Raw genomic sequence first — 26,430 nt, 5'->3', positions numbered from 1 at the left:
GGAAAACTGAGGTGTGGTAACTCCAGTCTCCCAAATCCGCTCCGAATGGACAACCTCCCGAAAGCTCACAACTAGATCAACTGTTTTCGGCGGGCGGCGACAGCTCCTGCCGGGTCGCTGACAGAAACTCCTGCGACAGTTCGGAATTGTCCATCGCGCGTGCCAGGATGACGGCACCGACCATGGCCGAAAGGCTGGCAAAGGCCTTGCGCCGGCGCTCCTCCGGCGTTTCGCCGGGCACAATCTCTTCAAGTACTTCTACCAGCCCCATCAGCCCCCCGGTGAAGGTGGACTGCATCTCGGGGCCATGGCGACTGACCTCCTGCGTCAGCGCAGCGAAAACGCAGCCGGTCGCATGCTCGACGACATTGCGATGTGAGAGATAATGGGCGAGCAGCGCTTCCAGCGGCTGATCCGGCGAGCTTGACGCGACCTCTTTCCAGCGCTCGAGCGAACGGGCCACCAGCGCCTTGCTCGCCTCGCAGGCAAGCTCGTCCTTCGAATCGAAATGGCCGTAGAAGCCGCCATGCGTGAGCCCCGCCGCCTTCATGATCTCGGCGACGCCGATGCCGTCGAAACCCTTCTCGCGGAAAAGCTCGCCCGCGACAGCAAGGATCTTCTCGCGATTCTCGGCGAATTTCTCCCGGCTCACTCTCATCAAAAAACTCCATCAGAACATCAATAAATCTGTATTGACAATTTATATGATGACCATCATCAATATGCAACAAATATGATAGCAATCATGTAAATGCCTTTACACAAACGTTCAAGCCGGGAGAACGGCAGGGTGCTAGAAGCGGATACGCTACCCCCAAGCGTCCGCGATCAAGCGCTTCCGCAAGCCCCGATCCTGACGCCAAGATACCCAAACTGATTGGAACGCACCTCATGGTTTCCACCGCTCTCGCTTCGACGCTCGCCCGGCGCAACATCCATTACGGATGGGTCGTCGTCGCCGCCACCTTCCTCACCATGCTGGTCACGGCCGGCGCCATGGGCGCGCCCGGCGTGCTCATCAAACCGCTGGAGGACGAATTCGGCTGGAGCACCTCCTCCATTTCCTCGGCACTTGCCGTCCGCCTGTTGCTGTTCGGCCTCATGGGTCCCTTCGCCGCCGCCTTCATGAACCATTTCGGCGTGCGCAAGGTCATCGTCTTCGCATTGGCGACCATCGGCGTCGGCTTCATCGGCTCGCTCTTCATGACGCAGGTCTGGCAGCTGCTGCTCTGCTGGGGCATCATCATCGGCTTCGGCACCGGCCTCACAGCCATGGTGCTGGCGGCGACCGTCTCGACGCGCTGGTTCACCAAGCATCGCGGTCTGGTGATCGGCATGCTCTCGGCGAGCTCGGCCACGGGACAGCTCGTCTTTCTGCCGCTGATGGCGGAGCTGACGACGCGCTACGGCTGGCGCACCACGGTTCTCTTCGTCTGCTGCATGATCGTCGTTGCCGCCCTCGTCGTGCTGCTCCTGATGCGGGACCGCCCCTCGGACGTCAATCTGCCGCTGGTCGGCGAGATTCACATCACGCCGCCGCCGGCTGCCACCAAGAACCTGAAAGCCGCGCTCGCCTCGCCGATCGCAACCCTGCGCGAAGCATCCGCGACCTCGACCTTCTGGGTCCTGTTTGCCACCTTCTTCATCTGCGGCCTGTCGACCAACGGCCTGATCCAGACGCATTTCGTCACCCTCTGCGGCGATTTCGGCATCGTACCTGTGGCCGCCGCCAGCGTGCTTGCCGTCATGGGCATCTTCGATTTCTTCGGCACGATCGGCTCCGGCTGGCTTTCCGACCGTTTCGACAATCGCTGGCTGCTCTTCTGGTATTACGGTCTGCGCGGCTTGTCGCTGGTCTACCTGCCCTTCAGCAACTTCACCTTCTACGGCCTGTCGATCTTCGCGGTCTTCTATGGCCTCGACTGGATCGCCACCGTGCCGCCGACCGTCAAGATCGCCGCCGACCGCTTCGGCCGAGAAAAGGCCGGACTCGTCTTCGGCTGGGTCTTCGCCGGCCACCAGCTGGGCGCCGCCACCGCCGCCTATGGCGCCGGCCTCACCCGCACGGAGCTGAACACGTATCTCCCCGCCTTCTTCGTCGCCGGCGCCTTCTGCCTGCTTGCCGCGATCCTCGCGATCACCCTGCAAAAATCCGGCTCCACCACCAAAGGCCCGGCCATGGCGCACTGAGCCTCAAACGGCAAAAAACCCGTGGCGTCCACCCGCGCCATGGGCCAAACCGCAACCCTGCGGAAACACTCGCAATATCTGCCAACCCGGCTTGCGCGCCCCGCCGATCACATGCTAGACAGCCGCCTCGTCAGTACCCCGTTGCCCCATTGGCGGAATTGGTAGACGCGCTCGACTCAAAATCGAGTTTCGAAAGAAGTGCTGGTTCGACTCCGGCATGGGGCACCAAAAACCTCCTCATCATTGACGATGTTGCGTGAACACTGAATCTTAGCTACTCGAGCCTTTCCTCAGCCATATCCAAACTTACCACTAAGCTTGGTTGACGTTCAATTCATACATTGTTGATACAACCATTAGTGGGAACAAGTATGACCACGAAGGCTAAGACATGGCTGAACATTTATCTCAGTCCGAGGCAGATGCGTTGATGGGGATGGAAAAGCATGCGGAGGTTGGGGCAACGTATCGCTTCCCTGCAAAAGGCGAGCGGTTGTCGATACCACTTCTAAGTGCGGATGAAAAAGAGAACTTTAATGTTGACGTCAACCGAAGAAGCATTGCACTTTATAAGTGCACCTTCAACGGACGCGCCAGAGGAAACGTAATCTTGGCACGCCTCGACTTGAATGGCTCACCTCATAGAAATCCCAACGGTGAGGAGATCGATTGTCCTCACCTTCATCTCTATCGAGAGGGCTACGGGGACAAGTGGGCCTATTCATTACCTGATGGCGTTTTTTCCGACCTCGCCAATCTTAAAGCTGTATGTCAAGATTTTTTGACTTATTTTAATGTCATATCGCCACCTCAGATTACATCGGATTTGCTCGCATGACGAAGTCCATACCGGAACTAGTCGAAAGTTATCGCAACTGGCTTTCTGATAAGACCCAAGTTCGTGAACTCACCCAAGGGTGGCACGAAATCACCACCCCTTTTGTTGACCACCACAACGATATGATCCAACTCTACGCACGCCGAAAGGGTGATCAGATCGTGCTCACAGATGATAGCTACACAATCAACGATCTTACCGACTCCGGTTGTGACATTGATAACAGCCCGAAGCGCAAGGCCCTTCTTACTACAACATTAAACGGCTTCGGCGTTCAACGCGTCGGTCGCTCTTTGGAGGTAACAACGACCGAGGCCGATTTCGCCTCTAAGAAGCACTCGTTGTTGCAGGCGGTCTTGGCTGTCAGCGATATGTTTATGTTGGCTCAGTCTCAGGTCCACAATCTCTTTGTGGAAGACGTTTACGGGTGGCTTGATCAGAATGACATTCGCTACACTCCGCGAGCGAAGTTTTCTGGCCAAACAGGCTTTGACCATGTGTTTGAAGCGGTCGTTCCAAAATCCAGAAACGCGCCGGAAAGACTGCTAAAAACCATCGCAAATCCGACGCGCGATAGAATCGAAGCAGCAATATTCGCATGGTCTGACACTCGGAAAGCCCGTCCCGAAGGTGCAAAACTGTATACATTCGTCAATGATCAGCGGCCACTCTCAGGCGGCGCGCTCGATGCTTTGGGGGCTTACGCGATTGAATCTGTTCGCTGGTCCAAGCGCGATGACTTTCGAGAGGCTCTGGCTGCCTGACCCAACGCCTGCATTGGACTCGCTCTCCACGCGATCAACGAAGACCCTCGGATACTTGACACCGATCTTGCCGGCCGATCGGCTGGGTCCAACATCCCCACCATCACGAAAAATTTTGCCTTTCCGCCATTTCCGTCAGTCCCCGACCATTTACAGCCATAATCCTGCCCCCTAAAGGTTTGCAACGCAGCAAAAAGGGGCCTTCATGCTTCGTAGACTTTACGACTGGACCATGTCGCTTGCCGGCCGCAAATCGGCGGAAATCTGGTTGGCGGTAATCGCCTTCGTCGAGAGCTCCATCTTTCTCGTTCCAGCGGATGTCCTGTTCCTGCCGATGTCGCTTGCCAAGCCCGAGCGCGCCTGGCGCTACGCGCTGACGGCGACGGTCGCCTCCGTGCTTGGCGGCATTGCCGGCTGGATGCTCGGCTATTACGCCTTCGAGACCATCGCCAAGCCGATCCTCGAATTCTATGGCAAGCTCGACGCCTTCAACCAGATGAGCGCCGGCATCACCTATGAATGGGTGCTCCTGCTGCTGGTCACATCGGGTCTCGCGCATCTGCCGCCGATCAAGGTGGTGACGATCCTCTCCGGTGTCGCCCATATCAATCTCGGCCTGTTCATCGTCTCGGCCATCGTCGCCCGCGGTGCCCGCTTCTTCCTCCTGGCCTTCCTGCTGCGCCGCTATGGCGAATCCATCCGCCATTTCATCGAGAAGCGCCTGGGCCAGATCACCATGGCAGTAGCCGCCGTTCTCATTGCCCTCTACGCCGTCTTCCATTTTGCCCTGGCGAGCTGACCAAGGAGCCTCCAACGCATGTCCACGATTTCGCCTTCCTCCCGCGCCGGCCTCGGCTATGGCCTCCTGCTGACGATCGGCATGATCGTCGTCATCGGCTCGGCACTCGGCTTCCAGTATATCGGCGGCTATATTCCCTGCGCGCTCTGCCTGGAGCAGCGCCAGCCCTATTACTACGGCATCCCGGTCGCCATCATCGCTGTGCTCACGGCAGTCGCCGGTCTGCCCTCCTGGATCACCCGCGGGCTCCTCATCATCGCTGGCCTCATGATGGTTGTCGGCGGCGGCATCGGCGTCTATCACGCCGGCGTCGAATGGCACTTCTGGGAAGGCCCGACCACCTGTTCCACCTCGGCCAGCAGCGTCACGCAGAATGCCGGCGACCTGCTCGGCCAGCTGAACACCATCAAAGGCCCTTCCTGCACGGAAGCGGCACTTCGCATCCTCGGCCTGTCGATGGCCGGATGGAACGTGATCGCCAGCGTGATCCTGGCGGCTATAGCGTTTGTGGGGGCGAAGAAGGCGGGTTGATTTTCGGGAGCGCTGCCGTAACCTCTCCTATGCCGCAGCTCTGATACCCCCCCTCTGTCACTTCGTGACATCTCCCCCACAAGGGAGGGAGATTGGTGGGAGTATGCCGCACCTCGCTACGAAGCAAGTAAGCACAACGACAGCAGATAGTCGATTCAGGTCGGGAAGGTACCGCGAGTTACCGATCTCCCCCCTTGTGGGGGAGATGTCGCGACAACGACAGAGGGGGGTGTCGCACTCTCCTCACATAAAGCCGCCGCAGCGATATTCACACCAACCGAAAAGCCCTTACGGCTGCAGTTCCGAATCCCAGTAGAGATAGTCGAGCCAGCTGTCGTGCAGATAGTTCGGCGGGAACAGGCGGCCGTTATTGTGCAGGTCCTGCACGGTCGGCTGGTATGGCTTCTGCGCCGGAAACATGCCGGCCTGTCTCGGCAGTTTGCTGCCCTTGCGTAGATTGCACGGCGAACAGGCGGCGACCACGTTCTCCCAGGTCGTCTCGCCGCCATGGGCGCGCGGGATGACATGGTCGAAGGTCAGGTCGTCGTGCGAGCCGCAATACTGGCATTCGAACCTGTCGCGCAGGAAGACGTTGAAGCGGGTGAAGGCGGGATTGCGGGACGGCTGCACATATGTCTTCAGGCATACGACGCTCGGCAGCCGCATCGAGAAGCTCGGTGAGGACACGCACTGATCGTATTCTGCGATGATGTTCACACGGTCAAGAAAAACCGCCTTGATCGCGTCCTGCCAGGACCAGAGCGACAAGGGATAGTAACTCAGCGGTCTGTAGTCGGCGTTCAGCACGAGCGCCGGCAGGGACTGCGGGGAGACTGCAATCGTCAAGGAACCCTCCTGATCGATTCGGCATCTGCATCTTGTATATTAGGCCGGTTGTTACAGGATTGTGAAGTCCAATAAATTCAGCGCATAAAGGCGATTTCGAGGAGGCGGCCGATTAAACTATAGGCAGCGCATCCCGGCGTGTTTTCACGGCATAATAGGCCCAGAAGAGCCGGGCCGCGACCGAGCGCCAGGGCGCCCAAGCCGCGGCTTCCCGAGCGACGGCCTTGGCCAAGGGCCTGGCGTCATGGCCGAAAGCCATGCCGACGGCCGCCTGCAGCGCCACGTCGCCGGCCGGAAACACATCAGCGTGACCGCCGCAGAACATCAGGTAGACCTCGGCCGTCCAGGGGCCGATTCCCTTGATCGATGTCAGCTCGGCAAGCGCTTTGTCAGGTGATTCCGCGCTGAGCGCATGGAGATCGAGGCTGCCGCCGACAACGGCTTCAGCCACGCGGTAAAGCGTCTCGTGCTTGATTCGCGACAGGCCGAAGGTCCGCCATGCCTCCGGCTCGAGACCGGCATAGCCTTGCGCGGTCACCTGCCCCATGCCCGCGATCATCTTCCCCCATATCGCATCGGCGCTGGCGCGAGAGACCACCTGCGAAACGATGATGTGGGCAAGCCCTTCGAAGCCCGGTTCGCGCAGGCGCAGCGGCAAGCTGCCCGCCTCTGCGGCAACGGGCCGCAGGCGCGGATCGATCTCCAGCAGCGCAGCCAGCCCCTGTTCGATATCGCGCTCGTCGCGAATGATCTGCATGGCGCCTCGTAGTCCTCGGTTTCAATTCGTGGCAGAAGAAAGCATGATCGAGATTCCCCGTCAAAAGCCGAAATTCCGCTTCGCCCCGAGCCCGAACGGCGCCCTGCATCTTGGCCACGCGCTGTCGGCGATCCTCAATCACGACATGGCTCAGAAAAGCGGCGGCGATTTCCTTCTGCGCATCGAAGACATTGATCAGGCGCGCTGCACACCCAATTTCGAAGAGGGTATCTATACCGATCTTTCCTGGCTCGGTCTTCGCTGGCAGGAGCCGGTGCGGCGGCAGTCCGAACATTTTCCGGCCTATCAGGCGGCGCTGCAGACGCTTATAGACCGCGGCCTCGTCTATCCCGCCTTTCTGACCCGCGGCGAGGTCAAGGCTCGCGTCAACTCCTTCGAGGCGGATGGCACGTCATGGCCGCGCGATCCGGACGGCACGCCGCTTTATCCCTCCGACGATCGCGAGCGCGGCGATGCCGAGCGGCAGCGCCTGCTGGCGTCGGGCATGAAACATGCGTGGCGTCTCGACATGCGAAAGGCGCTTGCAGCGGTAGACGAACCATTGCACTGGCAGGAAAGCGGCGATGGCGAGACGGGCACCATCCTTGCCGATCCGGCCGCCTGGGGCGATGTCGTACTGTCGCGCTCCGATGCTCCCTCCAGCTACCATCTCTCTGTTGTCGTCGACGATGCCGTGCAGGGCATCACCCATGTCGTGCGCGGATTGGACCTCTTCCACGCCACGTCGATCCATCGCCTGCTGCAGACGCTGCTCGGCCTGCCGCAGCCGCTCTATCACCACCATCGCCTCCTCCTCGGCAGCGATGGCAGGAAGCTTTCCAAGAGCATGGGTGATACGGGCATTGCGGAATGGCGCAGACGGGGCCTCTCACCGGCGGAGCTTCGCCGCCGCATCGGCCTCTGATTCGCTCCTTGTTTCGGAAGATTGCTTTTCCGCTGGCACTTCGGCAGCGGCACGGCTTGCCGCCTTGCCGAAAAGCAGCCGCCGCACCCGAAATTTCATCAGCGCCGCATTGATTTCCGCCCCCATGATGAAGATCACCGCGAGCATATAGAGAAAAATCAGCACGATCATCACCGATGCCAGACCGGCATAGGTGGCGGTGTAATTGGCGAAGGTCGAGAGATAATAGGCAAAGAGCAGAGCGCCGATCGACCAGAACACCAATGTCAGCAACACGCCGGGGATGACGTCGAGCACCCGCCTGCGCCCGGCCGCGAGCCAAAGATGCAGGATCATCAGGCCGGCCAAAAGCAGGAAGATCGTGCCGTAGATCCGCCAGCTGAAGACGATGTCGAGAATGTCGGCGAGCTTGGGCAGCCATTGCCGGGTGTAATTGAGCGCGAGCGGCACGGCGACGAGCAGGATGCTGAGGATGGCAAAGATCAGCACGGCAATGAGCACATAACCAAGACTGGCGAGGCGGTTGAAATACCAGGGCCGGGTTTCGAGCACGCGATAGGCGCGGTTCAGCGATATCCGCAGCGCCTCGACGCCGTTCGAAGCGAAATAGGCGGCCGCAAGCACGGACACCGTCAAAAGACCGCCGCGCGGGATGGTCAGCACCTGTACGACCTGGTCGGCGAGCGGCTTGGCGATCGTCTCCGGCCAGGTGTCGAAAATCAGGTGCACGGCCGTTGACGAAAATTGACTGGCACCGAGAAAGCTTGCCAGCGCCGTACCGAAGATCAGGAAGGGGAAAACCGCAAGCAGCGTCGACAGCGCGACATGGCTTGCCATGGCAAACCCGTCATCCTCGACGAAATGGAACACTGCGTCGTAGATCACCTTGTAAATCGTCCGCAGTACTGTCGGCATTCCATCTCCGCTCGGCGTCGGCATTCATGCGGCTTATGCCGCCGCTTGCCGATTGTATCGGGTCCCTGAATATGGGAAACGGGTTCCGGTTTGTACAGGAATCATCTTCCCATGACGGAACAACGCACGATCCTCATCACTGGTTGCTCCTCGGGAATCGGCGCCTATTGTGCCCGGGCGTTGCGCGATGACGGATGGCACGTCTTCGCGACCGTGCGCAAGCAGGAAGATCTCGCCCCGCTCGAAGCCGACGGCATCGAAGCGCTGCTTCTCGACTACACAAGGCCCGATACCATCTCCGCTGCCGTGGCGACGGTACGCGAACGCACGGGCGACCGCATCGATGCCCTCTTCAACAATGGCGCCTATGGGCAGCCGGGCGCCGTCGAGGATCTTGCGACCGATGTGCTGCGCGAGCAGTTCGAGACGAATTTCTTCGGCTGGCACGAGCTGACGCGCCAAATCCTGCCGCTGATGCGCAAGCAGGGCCATGGCCGCATCGTCAATTGCTCGTCCATTCTCGGACTGGTTCCCTATCGTTTCCGCGGCGCCTACACGGCCTCGAAATTCGCGCTGGAAGGGTTGACGATTACGCTCAGAATGGAGTTGCAGGATAGCGGCATCCATGTGAGCCTCATCGAGCCCGGCCCGATCGCGACCAAGTTTACCGTCAACGCGCTCGCCAAGATCAACGAGCACATCGACCTCGAAGGCTCGGCACATGCTGTGGAATATCGCAGGCAGCTCAGGCGGCTGGACGGATCAGGCCCGATCAGTAAGCACAAATTAGGCCCAGAAGCGGTCTATGATGTGCTAAAATCGGCTTTGAATGTCAGAAATCCGCGCCCACATTATCTGGTAACGACGCCCGCCAAGCAGGGTGTCCTCCTGAAAAGGCTATTGCCGGCTAACCTTTTCTATCGTCTGATGCGCCGGCTGGACTGAAGCAATTCCAGGAAAAGCGCAGAACGGTTTTCGCGCGGAATTGCATAGAGATCATGAAATGGAATGGCTCGGAGCTTCGACGAAGGACCGAGCCGCTCTGAAAGACAAGGATGGAGGAGCCATGTCTACTTTTACCTATACCGCCGCCATCATTGTCATGGGACTTGTCGCGATCGTTCTCGTTCGCGGCCTGCTGAACATGATGAAAGGCGATAATCCGAACCTTTCGAACCGGCTGATGCAGCTGCGCGTCCTGCTGCAGGCGGTCGCGGTCATTCTGATCATGCTGACGCTCTGGCTGACGGGCGGCGGCCGCCCGGCCTAGGGCCGGATGATTTGATGTCGCCCGAAAACCGCTAACACTTTTCGGCATCATGCTCGAAAGCAATTCCAGGAAAAGTGCGCAGCGGTTTTCCGTCCGGAATTGCGTTGAACAAAGGGTTAGAGCGTTTCGCGACCCTAAGAAAAGCGAAAGGCTCTAACCACAGGAATACGATGGTCAAGCTCAATAAGATCTATACCAGGACCGGCGACGACGGCACGACAGGCCTTGCCGCCGGCCCGAGGCGGCTGAAGCACGACCTGCGCGTCGAAAGCTACGGCACGATAGACGAAACCAATTCCGTCATCGGCGTCGCCCGGCTGCAAATGGCCGACATGCCGAATCTCGATGCCATGCTGATGCGCATTCAAAACGATCTTTTCGATCTTGGCGCCGATCTTTCGACGCCGGAAGCCGATGAGCCTCTGCCCTATGAACCATTGCGCATCGTCGACCATCAGGTCGAACGCCTGGAGCACGATATCGACCTGCTCAACGCCGATCTCGGGCCTTTGAAATCCTTCGTTCTGCCGGCAGGGAGCCCGGCCTCCGCCCATCTACACCTTGCCCGCACCATTGCCAGGCGCGCCGAGCGCCTGATGGTGGCGCTGTCGCGTGAGCAAGGCGAACGCGTGAGCCCGGAGGCGCTAAAATACGTCAACCGGCTCTCCGATTTCCTCTTCGTCGCCGCACGCCATGCCAATGACCGTGGCCGCGCCGACGTGCTCTGGGTTCCCGGCAAGAATCGGTAGCGGCATCCGTCAATCGGTCGCGCATATGTATTGACGTTGACGTAAACGTTATTTATGCCTTTCAGGCAATTCGTCTCTCTGCGGCCTGGAAGCGTTGTAATTGGGAAAAAAACGCGTATCCATGTCGCCATTCGACAAATGGAATGGCGCTAAGCAGCGCATGTTCTCGGGCGGTCATGTTGAAGGAAGGATTCCATGAAGATACTGGTTCCCGTTAAGCGGGTCGTTGACTACAACGTAAAGATCCGCGTGAAGCCGGATGGTTCTGGCGTTGAGCTTGCGAATGTGAAGATGTCGATGAACCCGTTCGACGAGATATCGGTCGAAGAGGCGCTGCGCCTCAAGGAAGCCGGCAAGGCGGAAGAAGTGGTAGTCGTTTCGATCGGGCCGGCCAAGGCTGAAGAGACGCTGAGGACCGCACTCGCCATGGGCGCCGACCGCGCCATCCTCGTCGAGACCGACGATCAAGTCGAGCCGCTGGCCGTCGCCAAGATCCTGAAGGGCGTGGCGGAGGCCGAGCAACCGGGTCTCATCATCGTCGGCAAGCAGGCCATCGACGACGACTCGAACCAGACTGGCCAGATGCTGGCGGCCCTGTTGGGCACGGCCCAGGCCACCTTCGCCTCGAAGATCGAGATCGGCGAGGGCAGCGCCAAGGTGACCCGCGAAGTCGATGGCGGCCTGCAGACCATCGAAGTCAAGCTTCCGGCCGTCGTCACGTCAGACCTGCGCTTGAACGAGCCGCGCTATGCGTCGCTGCCGAACATCATGAAGGCCAAGAAGAAGCCGCTCGACAAGAAGAGCCCGGCCGATTTCGGCGTCTCGACCGAGCCGCGGCTGAAGGTGCTGAAGACCGAGGAGCCCGGCGGCCGCAAGGCGGGCGTCAAGGTCGGATCGGTTGCCGAGCTCGTCGAAAAGCTCAAGACCGAAGCCGGCGTGCTGTAACCAGTCCGAACGAGGAGTAAGACATATGGCCATTCTTCTTCTGGCTGATCACGACAATGCCCACCTCTCCGACCAGACCGCCAAGGCGCTGACGGCAGCAACCAAGATCGCCAAGGACCAGGGAAGCGACGTTCATGTGCTCGTTGCCGGTGCCGGTGCCCAGGCTGCGGCGGGTGAGGCGGCCAAGCTTGCCGGCGTTTCCAAGGTGCTGGTTGCCGAGGATGCAAGTCTTGCCAACAATCTCGCAGAACCGCTGGCGGCACTGATCGTTTCGCTTTCCGGTTCCTACGACACCATCATCGGGGCTGCGACCTCGGTCGGCAAGAACGTGCTGCCGCGCGTTGCCGCCCTGCTCGATGTCGCCCAGGTCTCCGAGATCATCGAAGTCGTTTCCGCCGATACCTTCAAGCGGCCGATCTATGCCGGCAATGCCATCCAGACGGTACAGTCGACCGACGCCAAGAAGGTCATCACCGTGCGCACCGCTTCGTTTGCTTCCGCTGCCGAAGGCGGCTCGGCTGCGATCGAGACGGTGTCGGCAGCAGCCGATCCCGGCCTTTCCACCTTCGTTGGCGATGCCTTGTCGACCTCGGATCGTCCGGAGCTGACCTCCGCCAAGATCATCATCTCGGGCGGCCGTGCGCTGGGTTCTGCCGAGAAGTTCAGGGAAGTGATCCTTCCGGTTGCCGACAAGCTGGGCGCCGCCGTCGGCGCCTCCCGCGCGGCCGTCGATGCCGGCTACGCGCCGAACGACTGGCAGGTCGGGCAGACCGGCAAGGTGGTGGCACCGCAGCTCTACATCGCCTGCGGCATTTCCGGCGCCATCCAGCATCTGGCCGGCATGAAGGACAGCAAGGTCATCGTCGCCATCAACAAGGATGAGGAAGCGCCGATCTTCCAGATCGCCGACTATGGCCTCGTTGCGGACCTCTTCGACGCCCTGCCGGAATTGCAAAAGGCGCTTTGATCGCGCCCGCCGCCTTTCTCGCAGTTGCGAGAGACTGGAAAATCGTCTCTTATAGGTCTATCAATCTTTGCCGGGCTAGAAATGGCCCGGCAAATTTGGGTTAAAAAGCATAGCGCATCGCCAGGAGCGCGCCGGGGAGTTGGCAATGAGTTCGCTGAAGACGATCGGTATTATCGGCGCGGGCCAGATGGGCTGCGGCATCGCGCATGTATCCGCGATGGCCGGCTATAAGGTCCATATCTACGATCTCTCGCAGGATCGTATCGAAAGCGGACTTGCCACCATCAACGGCAATCTCGCCCGTCAGGTCGCCTCCGGCAAGACGAGCGACGAGGAGCGCAAGGCGGCCCTCTCCCGCATCTCCGGCTCCGCCGATCTCAACGATCTCGCTCAGGTCGATCTTGCCATCGAGGCGGCAACGGAAGACGAAAGCGTCAAGCGCAAGATTTATGCGCAGGTATGTCCGGTGCTGAAGCCCGAGGCATTGCTCGCCACCAACACCTCGTCGCTGTCGATCACCCGCCTTGCCTCCGCTACCGACCGTCCTGAACGCTTCATGGGCATCCACTTCATGAACCCGGTTCCGGTCATGAAGCTCGTGGAACTGGTGCGCGGCATCGCCACCGACGAATCGACCTTCTCCACCGCCAAGACCTACGTTGCATCGCTTGAGAAGACGATCACCGTCGCCGAGGATTTCCCCGCCTTCATCGTCAATCGCATTCTGCTGCCGATGATCAACGAGGCGATCTACACGCTCTACGAAGGCGTCGGCACGGTCGACGCCATCGATACCGCCATGCGGCTCGGCGCCAACCATCCGATGGGTCCGCTGCAGCTTGCCGACTTCATCGGCCTCGATACCTGCCTTTCGATCATGCAGGTGCTGCATGACGGGCTTGCCGACTCCAAATACCGTCCCTGCCCGCTCCTGGTAAAATATGTCGAAGCCGGCTGGCTCGGCCGCAAATCGGGCCGCGGCTTCTATGACTACCGCGGCGAAACGCCAGTTCCGACACGGTAAAACACCCTCACCCCATCGGGAAAAGGGGCGCGCGGCAGCGCGGAGTAAGGGGGCATTACCGGCGAAACGGTGCTGCTTACCGAGTCACGCGTTTGCTATGGCACACTCCCTCTCATCCGCCCTACCAGGCACCTTCTCCCCGAGGGGAGAAGGAGGAAAATCAAATCCCCGCCGCGGCCTTCACCAACGCCTTCGCGTCCTCGCTGTCCCAGGCCGCCGGCCCGTTCATGGCCGAGAGCAGGCAGCCCTTGTTATCGATGAGCAGCGTCACCGGCAGGCCGAAGGCCAAGCCCTGCTTCTTCAGCGCGTTGAACACGCCCATTGTATTGTCGTGATAATAGCCGAGCTTGTCGATCGCATATTCGGTGCGGAAGGCTTTCGGCTTCTCTTCGTCGCCCGTGTCGATGTTGATGGCGACAACTTCGAACTTGTCGCTGCCGACACTCTTCTCAAGGGCATTCAACGCCGGCATTTCCTCGCGGCACGGCACGCACCAAGTCGCCCAGACGTTGAGCAGCACGGTCTTGCCCGAGAAACTGCCGATCGACAGCGGCTGGCCCTCCGCGCCCTTGAAGGAAATATCCTTGAGTGAGATCGGCGCCGGCGGCACGCTCATGGCGGCGACTTGGCCCTTGGTGAAAGGCGTCAGAACTGCGGCGCGATCCTTGGCCGTCCCGCATTGATCGGCCGCAGCCGTTTTACCAACGCCATTGCCATACCCTGCCTCCTTCACGTATACCGCTGCCGCACCGGCAATAATCCCGGCGACGGCGGCAAGTACAACGAGTTTCATGGACGGCAGACCGAACGGCTTCTTTGCTGTCATTTCATTCTCCAGGTGGGCATCTCATGACTGACGGCACGGACACCAAATCCTCCAACCAGATGTGGGGCGGGCGTTTCGCTTCCGGCCCCGCGGCGATCATGGAGGAGATAAATGCCTCGATCGGTTTCGACAAGAAGCTGTTTGCTCAGGACATCCGCGGCTCAATCGCGCATGCGAGCATGCTCGCCAATCAAGGCATCATTTCAACCGACGATAAAGACAAGATCGTTCACGGGTTGAACACGATCCTGTCAGAGATCGAAAGCGGCAATTTCGAATTCTCCCGCCGTCTCGAAGACATCCACATGAACGTCGAGGCGCGGCTTGCGACCCTGATCGGCCCGGCCGCCGGCCGCCTGCACACCGCCCGCTCGCGCAACGATCAGGTGGCGCTCGATTTCCGCCTGTGGGTGAAGGAAGAGCTGCAGAAATGCGAGCAGGCGTTGACGGAGCTGATCGCAGCCTTCCTCGACCGCGCCGAAGAGCATGCCGAAACCGTCATGCCCGGCTTCACCCATCTGCAGACGGCGCAGCCCGTTACCTTCGGCCACCATTGCATGGCCTATGTCGAGATGTTCGGCCGTGACCGCTCGCGCGTGCGCCATGCCATCGAGCATATGGACGAATCGCCGATCGGCGCCGCGGCCCTTGCCGGCACCGGCTTCCCGATCGACCGCCACATGACGGCCAAGGCGCTCGGTTTCCGCGAGCCCACCCGCAATTCGATCGACACGGTCTCCGACCGCGATTTCGCCCTCGAATTCCTGTCGATCGCCGCGATCGCCGGCATGCATCTGTCGCGGCTTGCGGAAGAGATCGTCATCTGGTCGACGCCGCAGTTCGGTTTCGTGCGCCTCTCCGACGCCTTCTCCACCGGCTCCTCCATCATGCCGCAGAAGAAGAACCCGGATGCCGCCGAGCTCGTGCGCGCCAAGACCGGCCGCATCAACGGCTCGCTGGTGGCGCTGCTCACCATCATGAAGGGCCTGCCGCTTGCCTATTCCAAGGACATGCAGGAAGACAAGGAACAGGTCTTCGACGCCGCCGAAAGCCTGGAACTCGCCATTGCCGCCATGACCGGCATGATGCGCGACATGACGATCAATACCGCCCGCATGAAGGCTGCCGCCGGCTCCGGCTATTCGACCGCGACCGACCTTGCCGACTGGCTGGTGCGCGAGGCAGGCCTGCCCTTCCGCGATGCCCACCACGTGACGGGCCGCGCCGTGGCGCTTGCCGAAAGCAAATCCTGCGGGCTGGCGGAGCTTTCGCTTGCAGACCTGCAGGCGATCCATCCTGATATCACCGACAAGATCTTCGATGTCCTGACGGTCGAGGCGTCGGTCGCCAGCCGCAAGAGCTTCGGCGGCACGGCACCTTCCGAAGTGCGCAAGCAGATCGCCTTCTGGCGCGCCCGCAACTGAGGAAATCGGCGAAAATCACGATCAACAATCAGGGTGCACAAGGTCCGGAAACTTCGCTATGAAGGACTGCTTCCGCGTTTGCCGCCCAAGAGGATTTCGATGCAGATCAACATGCCGCATATCATCCGCCTGACCGTGGTGCTTTCGGTCATCGGCCTTGCCGTCGTCGGATGCGGCCGCAAAGGCGAGCTCGATCCACCGAGTGCTCACGCGACCAAGGGCGGCGATGTCAACAAGCCGGCCAAGGAACCCGGCACCCAGGACAAGAAGTTCTTCCTCGATCCGCTTCTCTGATTAGGCAGCGACAGTGAACCATTTTGAGTATCGCGACGGCATCCTCTACGCTGAGGGTGTTCCGGTTCCAGAGATCGCCAAGGCGGTCGGCACCCCCTTCTACGTCTATTCGACGGCAACGCTGGAGCGCCACTATCGCGTCTTCGCGGAAGCCTTCGGCGATGTCGATGCCATGGTGTGCTACGCCATGAAGGCCAATTCCAACCAGGCGGTGCTGAAGACGCTCGGCCGGCTCGGCGCCGGCGTCGATGTCGTCTCCGTCGGCGAGCTGCGCCGTGCGCTGGCCGCAGGCATTCCGGCAAGCCGCATCATGTTTTCCGGCGTCGGCAAGACCGCGCAGGAAATGGACGCGGCACTCGAAGCGGGCATCTACTGCTTCAACGTCGAATCCGAACCGGAACTCGAAGTGCTGAACCAGCGCGCGGTCCGGGCCGGCAAGGTGGCTCCCGTTTCCTTCCGCATCAATCCGGATGTCGATGCCCGCACGCACGCGAAGATCTCGACCGGCAAGAAGGAAAACAAATTCGGCATTTCCTGGGAGCGCGCACGCGCAGTCTATGGCCGTGCCGCCACCCTACCGGGGATCAGCGTCACCGGCATCGACATGCATATCGGCAGCCAGATCACCGAACTGCAGCCCTTCGATGACGCCTTCAAGCTGCTGCGCGATCTCGTGGAAACCCTGCGAAGCGACGGCCACGATATCCATCATGTCGATATCGGCGGCGGCCTCGGCATCCCCTATCGCGACGACAACAACCCGCCTCCGCTGCCGGACGCCTATGCCGAGATCGTCAAGAACCAGCTGCGCGGCCTCAGCTGCAGGATCGTCACCGAGCCTGGCCGCCTGATCGTCGGCAATGCCGGCATCCTGGTGACGGAAGTCGTCTATGTGAAAGACGGCGGCAACAAGAACTTCGTCATCGTCGACGGCGCCATGAATGACCTGATCCGCCCGACGCTCTATGAGGCCTATCACGAGATTCGGCCGGTTGCGCTTAGCGATGCCGGCACACCGCTCATCAAGGCCGATGTCGTTGGCCCGGTCTGTGAAACGGGCGATTACCTGGCGCTCGACCGCGAGATGGCGCTGCCGAAGCCCGGCGATCTCCTTGCTGTCGGTTCGGCCGGTGCCTATGGCGCCGTGCAGGCCGGTACCTACAACAGCCGGCTTCTGGTTCCGGAAGTGCTGGTCAAGGGTGGCGATTTCCATGTAATCCGCCCGCGCGGAACCTATGAGGAGCTGATCGGACTGGATTCGATCCCGGCCTGGCTTGAGGGATAATCGGCTTCATCCGGCGAATCTGGGCAGAACAGGGAGGATATTCGTCCCGCCTGCCCAGATCACGTTTCGGCGAAGTCCGATGAAAAAACAGCCTTTCGCATCCGTTGCCCTCGTCTTCGCCACAAAGAATGTTATCTTTGATCGAATGGCGTCTCGCCGGGCGCCGCGTGCGTGGGCGTGTGGGACGCCGCGCCATCGCCAAAGGGCGCCGCTAGAGCCGGATGATTGTAGATCGAATCGATCTACAATCTGAATCCGCCCTTGAATCAAAGAAGTAGGGCATGATGTCGTCCGAAATCCCCTCACACTTTTCGGCATCATGCTCTGGCCATCAACGTCAGATCGGGAGAAGACCGGACCGATGAGCAGCCCCAGCAACCCCAAGAAGGGCGCTTTCGCCACCCGTCCGGCGCTGGCGCGCATGGTTGCGGTCAAGCGTTTCTTTGCGCAGATGGTGCTGGTCAGCGAACAGCTTCTGCCGCGGCTGCTGCTGCCGGCATCCATTCTGGCTCTGTTCCTGTCTGCCGCCTGGTTCGGCATTTTCCGCATCGCGCCGGATGCTCCCCGCTTCCTGATGCTTGCCGTCTTCGCGATTGGCTTTGCCGTCTCCCTCCATCCGCTGCGCCGGCTACGCTGGCCGGACACCGCGGAGGCTGATCGGCTGCTGGAAGAGCGCAACGGCCTCGCACACCAGCCTGTCACGGTGCAGGAGGACGAGCCGGCGCTCGACACCCCCTTTGCCCGCGCGCTCTGGCGCGAGCACCAGACCCGCATGGCCGAGCGCATCGCAGCATTGGATGCCGGCCTGCCAAGGCCGGATATTACCCGTTACGACCGCTTCGCATTGCGCGCCATTCCCGCATTGCTGCTGGTGACGGCTTTCAGCTTTTCCATGTCCAATAGCGGCGGCTCGCTGAGCGATGTCTTCACCGCACCGGCGTCCGCCTCGAACAATCCGGACATCCGCGTCGATGCCTGGGTCACTCCGCCCTATTATACGGGCCAAGCGCCGATCTATCTGACCGGCAATGTCGACAATGCCGGCAACAGCCTGAACGTCCCGCAATTCTCCGAGCTTACGGTGCGTGTCTCGGGCGCGTCTGCCGACGAGAAAGTGATGTTTCGGGCAATGGGCGCCGGCAAGGGTGTCGATGTTCCCGAGCAGGCCGCCGATGCCGACAAGCAAGGCCCGGCCGGCGCAACGCCTGCAATTCCTCCTGCCGTGCCGCCCGCCGCGACAGGCGGAGGCAATATCCAGGCCGCTGACGGAATGGTTGCCCGCACCCACCTCCTCAAGCTCGAAAAAGGCGGCGAACTGACCGTCAACGGCAAGTCCTGGTCTTTCAATGTCGTCGTCGACAAGCCGCCGGAGATCACCTTCGACGGCATTCCGCACGCAACCTCCAGCGGCGCGCTGGAACTCGGCTTCAAGGTCAAGGACGACTACGGCGTCGAGGAAGCCCATGCCGAGATCATGCCGGTCGAATCCGACGCGGCCGCCACCCCGCTTTACGGCTTGCCGGAATACAAGCTGGAGATTCCACGCCGCGACCGTCGCAACGGCAAGGGTCTGGCAAGCCACGATCTGACGCAGGATCCGCTTGCCGGCAAGCGCGTCCGCATCGCCCTGGTTGCCAGGGACGGCGCGGGCCAGACCGGCCGCAGCGCGCCCTACGAGATGGTGCTGCCGTCGCGCAATTTCAGCCAGCCGCTCGCCGCCGCCGTGGCGGAGGAGCGGCAGGTCTTTGCGCTCGATACCCGCAAGATGCCGGAAGCGATCGAGCTCAACAGGTCGCTCACCATCCGCCCGGAAGAAACCATTCCCGATCTCGGCAATTATCTTGCGATCAAATCGGCATTGACGCGCATGCAGCTCGCAAGCAGCGAAGCGTCGCTCAAGGATACCGCCGATTATCTCTGGCAGATCGCGCTCGGCATGGAAGACGCGCAGCTGACCGAGGCGGAAAAAGCCCTGCGGGACGCCCAGCAGAAGCTTTCCGACGCGCTGCAGCGCAATGCCTCCGATGCCGAGATCAAGAAGCTGACCGACGAGCTGCGCAAGGCGATGAACGCCTATATGAAGGAGCTGGCCGAGCGCATGCGCAACATGCCGGCCCAGCCCAATCAGCGCTCAGCCAATATCCTGCGCCAGCAGGACCTGCAGCGCATGATGGATCAGATCGAGAACCTTGCCCGTTCCGGCAATCGCCAGGCCGCGCAGCAGATGCTCTCCGAGCTCCAGCAGCTGATGAACAGCCTGCAGGCCGGCAGGCCGCAGCGCGGACAGCAGCAACAGCAGGGCGAAGCAAACGACAAGATGCGCGAGCAGATGGACAAGCTCGGCCGCATCATGCGCGATCAGCAGAAGCTTATGGATCAGACTTTCAAGTTCGACCAGGCTATGCGCGATCGCATGCAGCGTGGCGATCCCAACGAGGACGGCGATGGCCTGACCGACCAGCCCATGCCCGGCCTGAACGATCAGATGCGCCCGGATATGGGCCAGCGGAATCAGGGCCGGCAGGATCAGCAGCAAGGCCAGAACCAGCAAGACCAGAAACAGCAGGGCCAGAAGGGCAACGATCCCACCGACAATATGACGGCCGATCAGCTGCGGGATGCGCTGAAGCAGCTGCGCCAGCAGCAGGACGATCTCGGCAAGCAGCTCGGCGAGCTGCAGAAAAATCTCGGCTCGCTGGGCATGAAGCCGAACCAGAATTACGGCAAGGCGCAACAGGAGATGAAAGGCGCCTCGGGCCAGCTCGCCGAAGGCAATGGCGAAGGCGCCGTGCAAGGCCAGGGCCGTGCCCTGGACGCCCTGCGCAAGGGCACCCGCGAGATGATGAACCAGCTCATGGCCCAGATGCAGCAGCAGGGGCAAGGCCAGGGTCAGGGGCAGATGCAAGGCCAGATGGGCCAGGGCAATCAGAACGGCCGCGATCCGCTCGGCCGGATGCGGGACAGCGGTCCCCTGGACAGTCCCGATAAAGACATGGTGCCGAATATTATCGGCGCAGAGCGCGCCCGTGAAATTCTGGATGCCATTCGCGAGCGACTGAGCAACAATCCATCACTCAGCGAAGAGCGACGCTACCTGGAACGCCTGCTGGATCTGGCGCAATAGGACGAACGGAACGAATCAGGCAGCCAGCGCCCGTGCGACGGCCTTGCGGATGTCGGGCAGCGCGAAGGGCTTGGCGACGACATCGACGATTTTTTCCATGAGGTCGTCGGCGCGTTCGCGTTGCTCCGCATAGCCGGTCATCAGCAGGATCTTCATGCCGGGGCAGGTCGAATGCGCCTGATGGGCAAGCTCGATGCCGTCCATGACAGGCATGCGGATATCCGACAGCAGCAGGTCGTAGCCGCCCTGCTTCAGCTTCTCCAAGCCTTCGGCGCCATCGGCTGCCTCTTCGGTCTCGTGACCGTCCAGCCGCAACGCGCGAGCGACGAAGGTGCGAAGCGAATCTTCGTCTTCCGTGATCAGAATTTTTGCCATGGCCTGTGCTCCTGGTCCGTCATGTTCCGCGACCGAAATCACCAGAATTCCGTTTGCGATAGGTAAACGACGGGAGGGCGATCGGCTCCGTGGTTAACGAGTCGTGATTTCTGAAGCAGAATGGGACAGGCGGACACGCCGCCCGTATTAACCCAGAATCAGACCTCGGCGTCGCCCGTGACGACGCCGACGAAGGGCAGTTCACGGAAGGCGTAGGCGACATCCATGCCGTAGCCGACGACGAAATAATCGGGGCATTCGAAGCCGACATAATCGGCCTCCAGCTCTTCCTGGCGCTTTACGCTCTTGTCGAGCAGCACGGCCAGCGTGACGTTGCGGGCGCCGCGCTCATAGAGCAATTCCTTGGCAAAACGCAGGGTACGGCCCGATTCCAGGATGTCGTCGATCAAAAGCACGTCGCGATCGCGAACGTCGCTGTCGATGTCCTTGACGATACGCACACCCTGAGACGTCGTGCCGGCACCGTAGCTCGAAAGGGTGATGAATTCGACTTCGGGCGCAAGCCCCGTCTCATGCAGCGCACGCAACAGGTCGGCCGCAAAGATGAACGAACCCTTGAGGATCGCGATGACGAGGAGATCTTTCGTCGGCCCCTTGGCGATTTCCTTTGCCATGGCGTGATTGCGCTCGGCAATCTGCTCGGCGGTGAAAAGCGGCTCGATGTTCTTCCCGCGTACGACAGGCATTGATTGGCATGCTCCATGGCTGCTGCATAATTTTATCCTTAGATCCGAACCGATTTAAGGAATTATGCAGTAGCCCGTAGCACAATCAGCCGCCCGGACACACCCCAGAGATGGATGATTCTAGTTCGATTCGACCTGAAATCCGCATCCGCTCCGGAATCGAATAGACGGAACATGATTGTCGCTGAAAACCGCACACACCTTTCGGCATCAGGCTAAGGCATGAAGGAAAGCCGGACATCCGGCGTTTTTCCGCCGGGATGCTGCAATCGCGTCGAGAATCCGCGGCTTTCATGCGGTCCGAGACGATCGACCGGAGTATCGACGACGATGCTCCTGATAAGCTGATTTCCGGCGAAGAGATCGGCACGCACCAGCGGAACCGAAAGCGTCGCGCCGCTGACATTCTCGATGACGCCATTCAATTTCAATAGGCGCAAACCGTTCTCGTCCCGTGGCGTCAGCGTCACATGCGAGAACTGCAGCGGATCGGCCGTCGCCTCGGCGGGTACGCCGGAGAGTCCGGAAAAGCCGCCGGAAAGTCCGAAGATCAATATTGCAAGGGAAACGATGAGCGCCACGAAACTGCGCCGCGATGCCTGCTGCAGGACCTCCTCGGCGACACGCAGGACAAACAGAATGCGCGAAAAGACGGCTCCGCGCGTCGCGGGCTGCGGCTTTGATCGGCGTCCGCCATAACGCATGTTGACGCCGGATGCGGTTCTCCCGCGCCCGGTCGAGACGGTCACGAATTCCGCATCGACGATATCGGGCTCCGGCAGGAAGCGGTGCGCCCGGCCAGATCCCGATCCGCGTTCGGGCGGAATGAGGTCGTAAACCAGCCTCGCCTGCTGTTGCCGGTGGCGAAAAGCGCCCATGATGGCCTCCCGTTTGCGGTGATCCACATGGTTTCGACGCCCATTGCCAATCTGGGCATTGAAACGAATCCTGCCCAGTCGTAAATTTTAATGATTAATGCTTCGCAAAGAACGCCATGAATTGGGCGCCTTTCCAGAAAAATTTACCGGCTGTTAACGCCGTTGGTTAACAAGTCGCCCGATTGAACACTGCGGAAGACTGGACTGCCCGTTGATTCATTTTGAGAACGTCGGTTTGCGCTACGGCATGGGTCCGGAGATCCTCCGCGACCTGAGCTTCGACATTCCGCGAAAATCGTTCCAGTTCCTGACCGGCCCCTCCGGCGCCGGCAAGACGACGCTGCTGCGGCTGCTCTTCATGTCGCTGCAGCCGACGCGCGGGCTGATCCGCATGTTCGATCGGGAAATCTCTTCGATACCCCGCAACGAACTGCCGCTGCTGCGCCGCCGCGTCGGCATCGTCTTTCAGGACTTCCGGCTGCTCGAGCATCTCACCACCTACGAAAACGTCGCCCTGCCCTTGCGCGTGCGCGGCAAGGATGAAAGCTCCTATCGCACCGACGTCTTGGAACTGCTGAAATGGGTCGGCCTGGGCGAGCGCATCAATGTGCTGCCGCCGGTGCTCTCGGGCGGCGAGAAGCAGCGCGCCGCTATCGCCCGCGCGCTCATCGACCGCCCGGAAATCCTGCTTGCCGACGAACCCACCGGCAATGTCGACCCGCCGATGGCGCGCCGGCTGCTCAATTTGTTTCTGGAGCTTAACCGTCTCGGCACCGCCGTCGTCATTGCCACGCACGATCTTGCCCTGATGGACCAGATCGAGGCCAGGCGCATGATTCTATCGGGGGGGCATCTCGATATCTATGACTGAGCCCACTCCCCGCAGGAACACCCCGAACGTCAGGACCGCGCAGCCACGGCAACCGCCCGCGGCACCGGCGGAGCGAAAGCGTCCGGAGATGCGCGTGCGCCCTACGGGACCGATCGTGCCCTCCTCCAACATTCAGGGCAATGCGCTGATCGTCGTCATCGCCATCATGGCCTTTCTCGCCTGCCTGACGCTCGGCGCGGTCAGCATGGTGCGCTCGACGGCGGCGAGCTGGGAAAGCCAGATTTCCCGCGAGATCACCATCCAGATCAAGCCGGACGACAATCTCGACATGGAAAAGGCGCTCGTCAGCGCACGCGATATCGCAATGGGCTTCGTCGGCACCAAGTCCGGCCAGATCGTCGACGAGGCGGCGACCGCGCGCCTGCTCGAGCCTTGGCTCGGCGCCGGCCTCGACATCAAGGAACTGCCCGTCCCGCGTCTCGTCATCATCACCATCGACGAAACCCATCCGCCTGACTTCGAGGCGATGCGCAGCCTGCTCAAGGCGCAGATCCCGCAGGCGAGCCTGGACGACCATCGCACCTGGGTCGACCGGCTCGTGTCGATGGCGCATACCACGGTTCTCATCGGCACCGGCGTCCTTTTGCTGGTCTTTACCGCCATGGTCCTGACCGTGGTCTTCGCCACGCGCGGCGCGCTGTCGGGCAATCGCCATATCGTCGAGGTGCTGCATTTCGTCGGGGCCGAAGGCACCTTCGTTGCCAATGAATTTCAGAAGCATTTCCTGAAGATCAGCCTCAAAGGATCGGCAGCCGGCAGCGCACTTGCCGCCCTGTTCTTCGCGATAGCCGGCATCCTGCAAAGCCATACGATCGCCACGCCGCAGACTGACCAGGCGACCGCGCTTTTCGGAACCTTCTCGGTCGGCGCTCTTGGCTATGTCGGCATTCTCGCCACCATGATCGTCATCGCAATGCTGACGACGCTGACGGCTCGCTTCACCGTCATGCGCACGATCTACGAGATCGATTTGATCCGTTCCGACCCCGGAAGGACGGAAAGTGTACAGAATTGACGCCGTAGCGATGTTTTTTTACCGTCCGGCAACCCGTTCCTTGCCGCAATTGGCGTATAGTAGCGAATCATGAGTATGGACCTGACGACTCGCAAGACCGTGAGTTCGCAGCCGTTGCGGGAGCACTCCCGCAGCGACAGGCCCGTGCGGCGCAGCCTGTTCCGGCGTCTTCTGCGCTGGGGCGGCTTCGCCTTCATCTTCCTCGTCGCCATCGTCTTCGGCGGCTTCCTGCATTTTGCCGATTCGATCACCACGCTGAGGCCGCCGGCGGATCCGAAGGCCGACGCCATCGTCGTGCTGACGGGCGGCTATCAGCGGATCGACCAGGCGGTGGAGCTGCTGCGCACGGGCGCCGGCAACCGCCTGCTGATATCGGGCGCGCATCCGACCACCACGCCGACGCAGATCCGCAAGTTGACACAGAGTTCCGCCAGCCTGTTCAGTTGCTGTGTCGACATCGGTTACGACGCGCTCGATACGATCGGAAATGCCCGCGAAGCGGCAAAATGGATCCACGCCAGGGGCTATAAGAGCGTTCTCGTGGTGACGAACAACTACCACATGCCACGCAGCCTCGCGGAACTGAAATATGTCGATCCCTCGACCGATTTCATTCCCTACCCGGTCGTCAATTCCGACCTGAAGAGCAAGAACTGGTTCACGGATCCGAATGCATTGCGCACGATGATCTCCGAATACGGGAAGGTCCTCCTCGCCGGCGCCCGTAACCTGACCGGCCTCGGGCGTCCAATAGGCCTGCGCTCGCGGCAGCCGGTCGAGGACGACGACTGAGGCTCGCAGCGTCAAACCGCGCGGCGGTTTTGCATGACATCGAAGGCTTCAAGCGCAAAGAGCGCATCTCGGAGGGACAACGCGCCTCAAGACGCGAAAACCACGCACGCACCGACTTTTTATTGACGCCGTAATCGTGTAGGCAAACCCTTGTATGCTGGCGCAAGCCGGTGCATTGGAAAAGCCTCGATGATTATCCTGCGTTCGATCCTGTTCAACACAGTCTTCTATGCCAATCTGATCATTCGCATGATCGTGTTGACGCCGGTCTATTTCCTGATGCCGCGCAAGGCCGCCTATGCGATCCCGAAGGCATGGGCGAAATCCAGCACTTGGCTGATGGAGAAGATCGTCGGCACCACCTTCGAGATCGAAGGCCTGGAGAATATCCCCAAAGGCAGCTTCATCTTCGCGCCCAAGCATCAATCCTTCTGGGATACGTTTGCGCTGCTGCCGTATCTCGACGATCCGGTCTATATCCTGAAGCGCGAGCTGATGTGGATTCCGTTGTTCGGCTGGTATGCCGGCAAGCAGCGCATGATCCCGGTGGACCGCAGCGCGCGCGGCAAGGTCATGTTCGACGTTCTGAAGCGCACCCGGGAAGAACTTGCCACGGGCCGCCAGCTCATCATCTATCCGGAAGGCACCCGCCGCCCGCCGGGCGCAGAGCCGGTCTATAAATACGGCATCGCCCGCATGTATCGCGACCTCGGAATTCCCGTCGTCGCCGTTGCCATGCATCCCGGCCTCTTCTGGCCGCGCCGCACGTTCCGCAAATATCCCGGCCATATCAAGGTGCGCATCCTGCCGCCGATCGAGGCCGGCATGGATCCCGATGCCTTCTTCGCGCGGCTGATCGAGGAAACGGAAAAGGCGAGCGACGAACTGCTCGTCGAGACCGTCGCCGAAAACCCGCATCTGCCGCTTCCGGCGACCGCAGCCCGGCGTCTGGCCGAAATCAGCAAGGCAAAGCCCGTCACCGCCGCGGTTTGAGCAAACCCTCCGTGCTGGGCGACAGGCTCATGATGCCTTTCGCATCCGCTTCACCTCGCCGGCGACCTGCTCGAGCCAGTGATCGCGGATGCCCATATCGCGCAGATGCGTCAGCGTATTGAAGAGATACGCATCGTTCGGACCGGAGCGCCCGCTGGCTCCCTCCACCACATGGGCCGCCTCGACCGCATCCAGCGAGCCGGCATATTGCCGGTGATTGCGATCGACGACATAGGCGACTGCGGTCACGCGCCTTCCGTCGGCCAGACGGATGGGGAGTGTCTTTTCGAGGTAGACATTGGTGA

29 protein-coding genes and 1 tRNA gene are annotated in these 26,430 nt (G+C 60.9%); 21 read left to right on the top strand and 9 right to left on the bottom strand.

Annotated elements, in window-relative coordinates; translation table 11 throughout:
* Positions 1 to 76: 76 nt before the first annotated feature.
* The gene (locus Q4Q11_RS20600) at positions 77 to 658 is read right to left on the bottom strand and encodes a TetR/AcrR family transcriptional regulator (protein WP_498570648.1); all 582 of its coding nucleotides are present in this window, start codon (positions 656 to 658) and stop codon (positions 77 to 79) included.
* A gap of 233 nt (positions 659 to 891) precedes the next feature.
* On the opposite strand from Q4Q11_RS20600, the gene Q4Q11_RS20595 reads away from it, so the two are divergent.
* The 6 genes from Q4Q11_RS20595 (at position 892) to Q4Q11_RS20570 (ending at position 5,122) form a co-directional block, all read left to right on the top strand.
* Positions 892 to 2,190 (top strand): MFS transporter, encoded by a 1,299-nt coding sequence (locus tag Q4Q11_RS20595; RefSeq protein ID WP_498570647.1) that lies wholly within the window; start codon positions 892 to 894, stop codon positions 2,188 to 2,190.
* Between the two features lie 143 nt (positions 2,191 to 2,333).
* Positions 2,334 to 2,418: transfer RNA gene (locus tag Q4Q11_RS20590), tRNA-Leu, on the top strand.
* Between the two features lie 163 nt (positions 2,419 to 2,581).
* Positions 2,582 to 3,028, top strand: a complete 447-nt coding sequence (locus Q4Q11_RS20585) for a DUF6978 family protein (RefSeq protein ID WP_498570646.1) — start codon at positions 2,582 to 2,584, stop codon at positions 3,026 to 3,028.
* Positions 3,025 to 3,792: a DUF1828 domain-containing protein gene (locus Q4Q11_RS20580; protein WP_498570645.1), complete on the top strand. Its 768-nt coding sequence runs from the start codon at positions 3,025 to 3,027 to the stop codon at positions 3,790 to 3,792. The genes Q4Q11_RS20585 and Q4Q11_RS20580 overlap by 4 nt, the downstream gene beginning before the upstream one ends.
* A 205-nt stretch (positions 3,793 to 3,997) precedes the next feature.
* Entirely contained in the window at positions 3,998 to 4,591 is a 594-nt protein-coding gene (locus tag Q4Q11_RS20575; RefSeq protein WP_113215311.1) for a YqaA family protein, read from the top strand.
* An 18-nt stretch (positions 4,592 to 4,609) separates the two neighbouring features.
* Positions 4,610 to 5,122 carry a disulfide bond formation protein B gene (locus tag Q4Q11_RS20570; RefSeq protein ID WP_498570644.1) on the top strand — a complete coding sequence of 171 codons (513 nt, stop codon included), beginning with the start codon at positions 4,610 to 4,612 and terminating at the stop codon, positions 5,120 to 5,122.
* A 288-nt stretch (positions 5,123 to 5,410) separates the two neighbouring features.
* Here Q4Q11_RS20570 and Q4Q11_RS20565 read toward each other — a convergent pair whose 3' ends face one another.
* Both Q4Q11_RS20565 and Q4Q11_RS20560 read right to left on the bottom strand, forming a co-directional pair.
* Positions 5,411 to 5,968, bottom strand: coding sequence for an HNH endonuclease (locus Q4Q11_RS20565; protein WP_112504300.1), 558 nt, complete (start codon positions 5,966 to 5,968; stop codon positions 5,411 to 5,413).
* Positions 5,969 to 6,080: 112 nt separating this feature from the next.
* Positions 6,081 to 6,725, bottom strand: coding sequence for a DNA-3-methyladenine glycosylase family protein (locus tag Q4Q11_RS20560; RefSeq protein WP_498570643.1), 645 nt, complete (start codon positions 6,723 to 6,725; stop codon positions 6,081 to 6,083).
* 43 nt (positions 6,726 to 6,768) lie between these two features.
* Between Q4Q11_RS20560 and gluQRS the strand changes: the two genes are divergently transcribed.
* Entirely contained in the window at positions 6,769 to 7,650 is an 882-nt protein-coding gene (gene gluQRS / locus Q4Q11_RS20555) for a tRNA glutamyl-Q(34) synthetase GluQRS (RefSeq protein WP_498570642.1), read from the top strand.
* On the opposite strand, the gene Q4Q11_RS20550 is transcribed toward gluQRS, so the two are convergent.
* Positions 7,615 to 8,565 carry a YihY/virulence factor BrkB family protein gene (locus Q4Q11_RS20550; protein ID WP_112504307.1) on the bottom strand — a complete coding sequence of 317 codons (951 nt, stop codon included), beginning with the start codon at positions 8,563 to 8,565 and terminating at the stop codon, positions 7,615 to 7,617. The genes gluQRS and Q4Q11_RS20550 overlap by 36 nt on opposite strands.
* Before the next feature lie 111 nt (positions 8,566 to 8,676).
* Here Q4Q11_RS20550 and Q4Q11_RS20545 point away from each other — a divergent pair, with 111 nt between their 5' ends.
* The 6 genes from Q4Q11_RS20545 (at position 8,677) to Q4Q11_RS20520 (ending at position 13,520) form a co-directional block, all read left to right on the top strand.
* Positions 8,677 to 9,510 carry an SDR family oxidoreductase gene (locus Q4Q11_RS20545; protein WP_498570641.1) on the top strand — a complete coding sequence of 278 codons (834 nt, stop codon included), beginning with the start codon at positions 8,677 to 8,679 and terminating at the stop codon, positions 9,508 to 9,510.
* A gap of 121 nt (positions 9,511 to 9,631) precedes the next feature.
* Positions 9,632 to 9,835, top strand: a complete 204-nt coding sequence (locus tag Q4Q11_RS20540) for a twin transmembrane helix small protein (RefSeq protein ID WP_106999177.1) — start codon at positions 9,632 to 9,634, stop codon at positions 9,833 to 9,835.
* Positions 9,836 to 10,005: 170 nt separating this feature from the next.
* Positions 10,006 to 10,584, top strand: coding sequence for a cob(I)yrinic acid a,c-diamide adenosyltransferase (locus Q4Q11_RS20535; protein ID WP_498570640.1), 579 nt, complete (start codon positions 10,006 to 10,008; stop codon positions 10,582 to 10,584).
* 195 nt (positions 10,585 to 10,779) lie between these two features.
* Entirely contained in the window at positions 10,780 to 11,529 is a 750-nt protein-coding gene (locus Q4Q11_RS20530) for an electron transfer flavoprotein subunit beta/FixA family protein (RefSeq protein ID WP_112504313.1), read from the top strand.
* Positions 11,530 to 11,554: 25 nt separating this feature from the next.
* Entirely contained in the window at positions 11,555 to 12,496 is a 942-nt protein-coding gene (locus tag Q4Q11_RS20525) for an electron transfer flavoprotein subunit alpha/FixB family protein (protein ID WP_112504315.1), read from the top strand.
* A gap of 145 nt (positions 12,497 to 12,641) precedes the next feature.
* On the top strand, positions 12,642 to 13,520 hold the full coding sequence (locus Q4Q11_RS20520; RefSeq protein WP_112504318.1) for a 3-hydroxybutyryl-CoA dehydrogenase: 879 nt from the start codon (positions 12,642 to 12,644) through the stop codon (positions 13,518 to 13,520).
* 160 nt (positions 13,521 to 13,680) lie between these two features.
* Here the strand turns inward: Q4Q11_RS20520 and tlpA are convergent, their stop codons facing one another.
* Positions 13,681 to 14,346, bottom strand: a complete 666-nt coding sequence (gene tlpA / locus Q4Q11_RS20515) for a thiol:disulfide interchange protein TlpA (protein ID WP_498570639.1) — start codon at positions 14,344 to 14,346, stop codon at positions 13,681 to 13,683.
* A 23-nt stretch (positions 14,347 to 14,369) separates the two neighbouring features.
* Here tlpA and argH point away from each other — a divergent pair, with 23 nt between their 5' ends.
* The 4 genes from argH to Q4Q11_RS20495 all read left to right on the top strand — a co-directional run bounded on the left by argH (position 14,370) and on the right by Q4Q11_RS20495 (position 20,473).
* Positions 14,370 to 15,770, top strand: a complete 1,401-nt coding sequence (argH, locus tag Q4Q11_RS20510; RefSeq protein ID WP_498570638.1) for an argininosuccinate lyase — start codon at positions 14,370 to 14,372, stop codon at positions 15,768 to 15,770.
* 99 nt (positions 15,771 to 15,869) lie between these two features.
* The gene (lptM, locus tag Q4Q11_RS20505; protein ID WP_112505293.1) at positions 15,870 to 16,064 is read left to right on the top strand and encodes an LPS translocon maturation chaperone LptM; all 195 of its coding nucleotides are present in this window, start codon (positions 15,870 to 15,872) and stop codon (positions 16,062 to 16,064) included.
* Between the two features lie 13 nt (positions 16,065 to 16,077).
* Positions 16,078 to 17,349, top strand: a complete 1,272-nt coding sequence (gene lysA, locus Q4Q11_RS20500; RefSeq protein WP_498570637.1) for a diaminopimelate decarboxylase — start codon at positions 16,078 to 16,080, stop codon at positions 17,347 to 17,349.
* Between the two features lie 361 nt (positions 17,350 to 17,710).
* A complete protein-coding gene (locus tag Q4Q11_RS20495) occupies positions 17,711 to 20,473 on the top strand; it encodes a TIGR02302 family protein (RefSeq protein ID WP_498570636.1) in 2,763 nt (920 codons plus the stop codon).
* A gap of 15 nt (positions 20,474 to 20,488) precedes the next feature.
* Here the strand turns inward: Q4Q11_RS20495 and Q4Q11_RS20490 are convergent, their stop codons facing one another.
* The 3 genes from Q4Q11_RS20490 to Q4Q11_RS20480 form a co-directional block, all read right to left on the bottom strand.
* Complete coding sequence (locus Q4Q11_RS20490; protein WP_069612925.1) at positions 20,489 to 20,848, bottom strand: response regulator; 360 nt, start codon at positions 20,846 to 20,848, stop codon at positions 20,489 to 20,491.
* Between the two features lie 158 nt (positions 20,849 to 21,006).
* A complete protein-coding gene (gene hpt / locus Q4Q11_RS20485; protein ID WP_112504328.1) occupies positions 21,007 to 21,555 on the bottom strand; it encodes a hypoxanthine phosphoribosyltransferase in 549 nt (182 codons plus the stop codon).
* Positions 21,556 to 21,770: 215 nt separating this feature from the next.
* Complete coding sequence (locus tag Q4Q11_RS20480; protein ID WP_498570635.1) at positions 21,771 to 22,433, bottom strand: hypothetical protein; 663 nt, start codon at positions 22,431 to 22,433, stop codon at positions 21,771 to 21,773.
* Positions 22,434 to 22,644: 211 nt separating this feature from the next.
* Here Q4Q11_RS20480 and ftsE point away from each other — a divergent pair, with 211 nt between their 5' ends.
* The 4 genes from ftsE (at position 22,645) to Q4Q11_RS20460 (ending at position 26,125) form a co-directional block, all read left to right on the top strand.
* Complete coding sequence (gene ftsE, locus Q4Q11_RS20475) at positions 22,645 to 23,304, top strand: cell division ATP-binding protein FtsE (RefSeq protein WP_015341323.1); 660 nt, start codon at positions 22,645 to 22,647, stop codon at positions 23,302 to 23,304.
* Positions 23,297 to 24,340 (top strand): cell division protein FtsX, encoded by a 1,044-nt coding sequence (locus Q4Q11_RS20470; protein WP_498570634.1) that lies wholly within the window; start codon positions 23,297 to 23,299, stop codon positions 24,338 to 24,340. Before ftsE ends, Q4Q11_RS20470 begins: the two co-directional genes overlap by 8 nt.
* A gap of 75 nt (positions 24,341 to 24,415) precedes the next feature.
* On the top strand, positions 24,416 to 25,132 hold the full coding sequence (locus Q4Q11_RS20465) for a YdcF family protein (protein WP_498570633.1): 717 nt from the start codon (positions 24,416 to 24,418) through the stop codon (positions 25,130 to 25,132).
* Between the two features lie 189 nt (positions 25,133 to 25,321).
* On the top strand, positions 25,322 to 26,125 hold the full coding sequence (locus Q4Q11_RS20460) for a lysophospholipid acyltransferase family protein (protein ID WP_498570632.1): 804 nt from the start codon (positions 25,322 to 25,324) through the stop codon (positions 26,123 to 26,125).
* Positions 26,126 to 26,152: 27 nt separating this feature from the next.
* Here Q4Q11_RS20460 and Q4Q11_RS20455 read toward each other — a convergent pair.
* Positions 26,153 to 26,430, bottom strand: a 278-nt coding sequence (locus Q4Q11_RS20455; protein WP_498570631.1) for a gamma-glutamylcyclotransferase, incomplete at its 5' end; no start/stop codon positions are given.

The organism is Rhizobium sp. UFLA01-1127 (assembly GCF_059803845.1).
The sequence above is the reverse complement of the archived record's forward strand: the minus strand, read 5'-3'. Positions and strand labels throughout refer to the sequence as shown.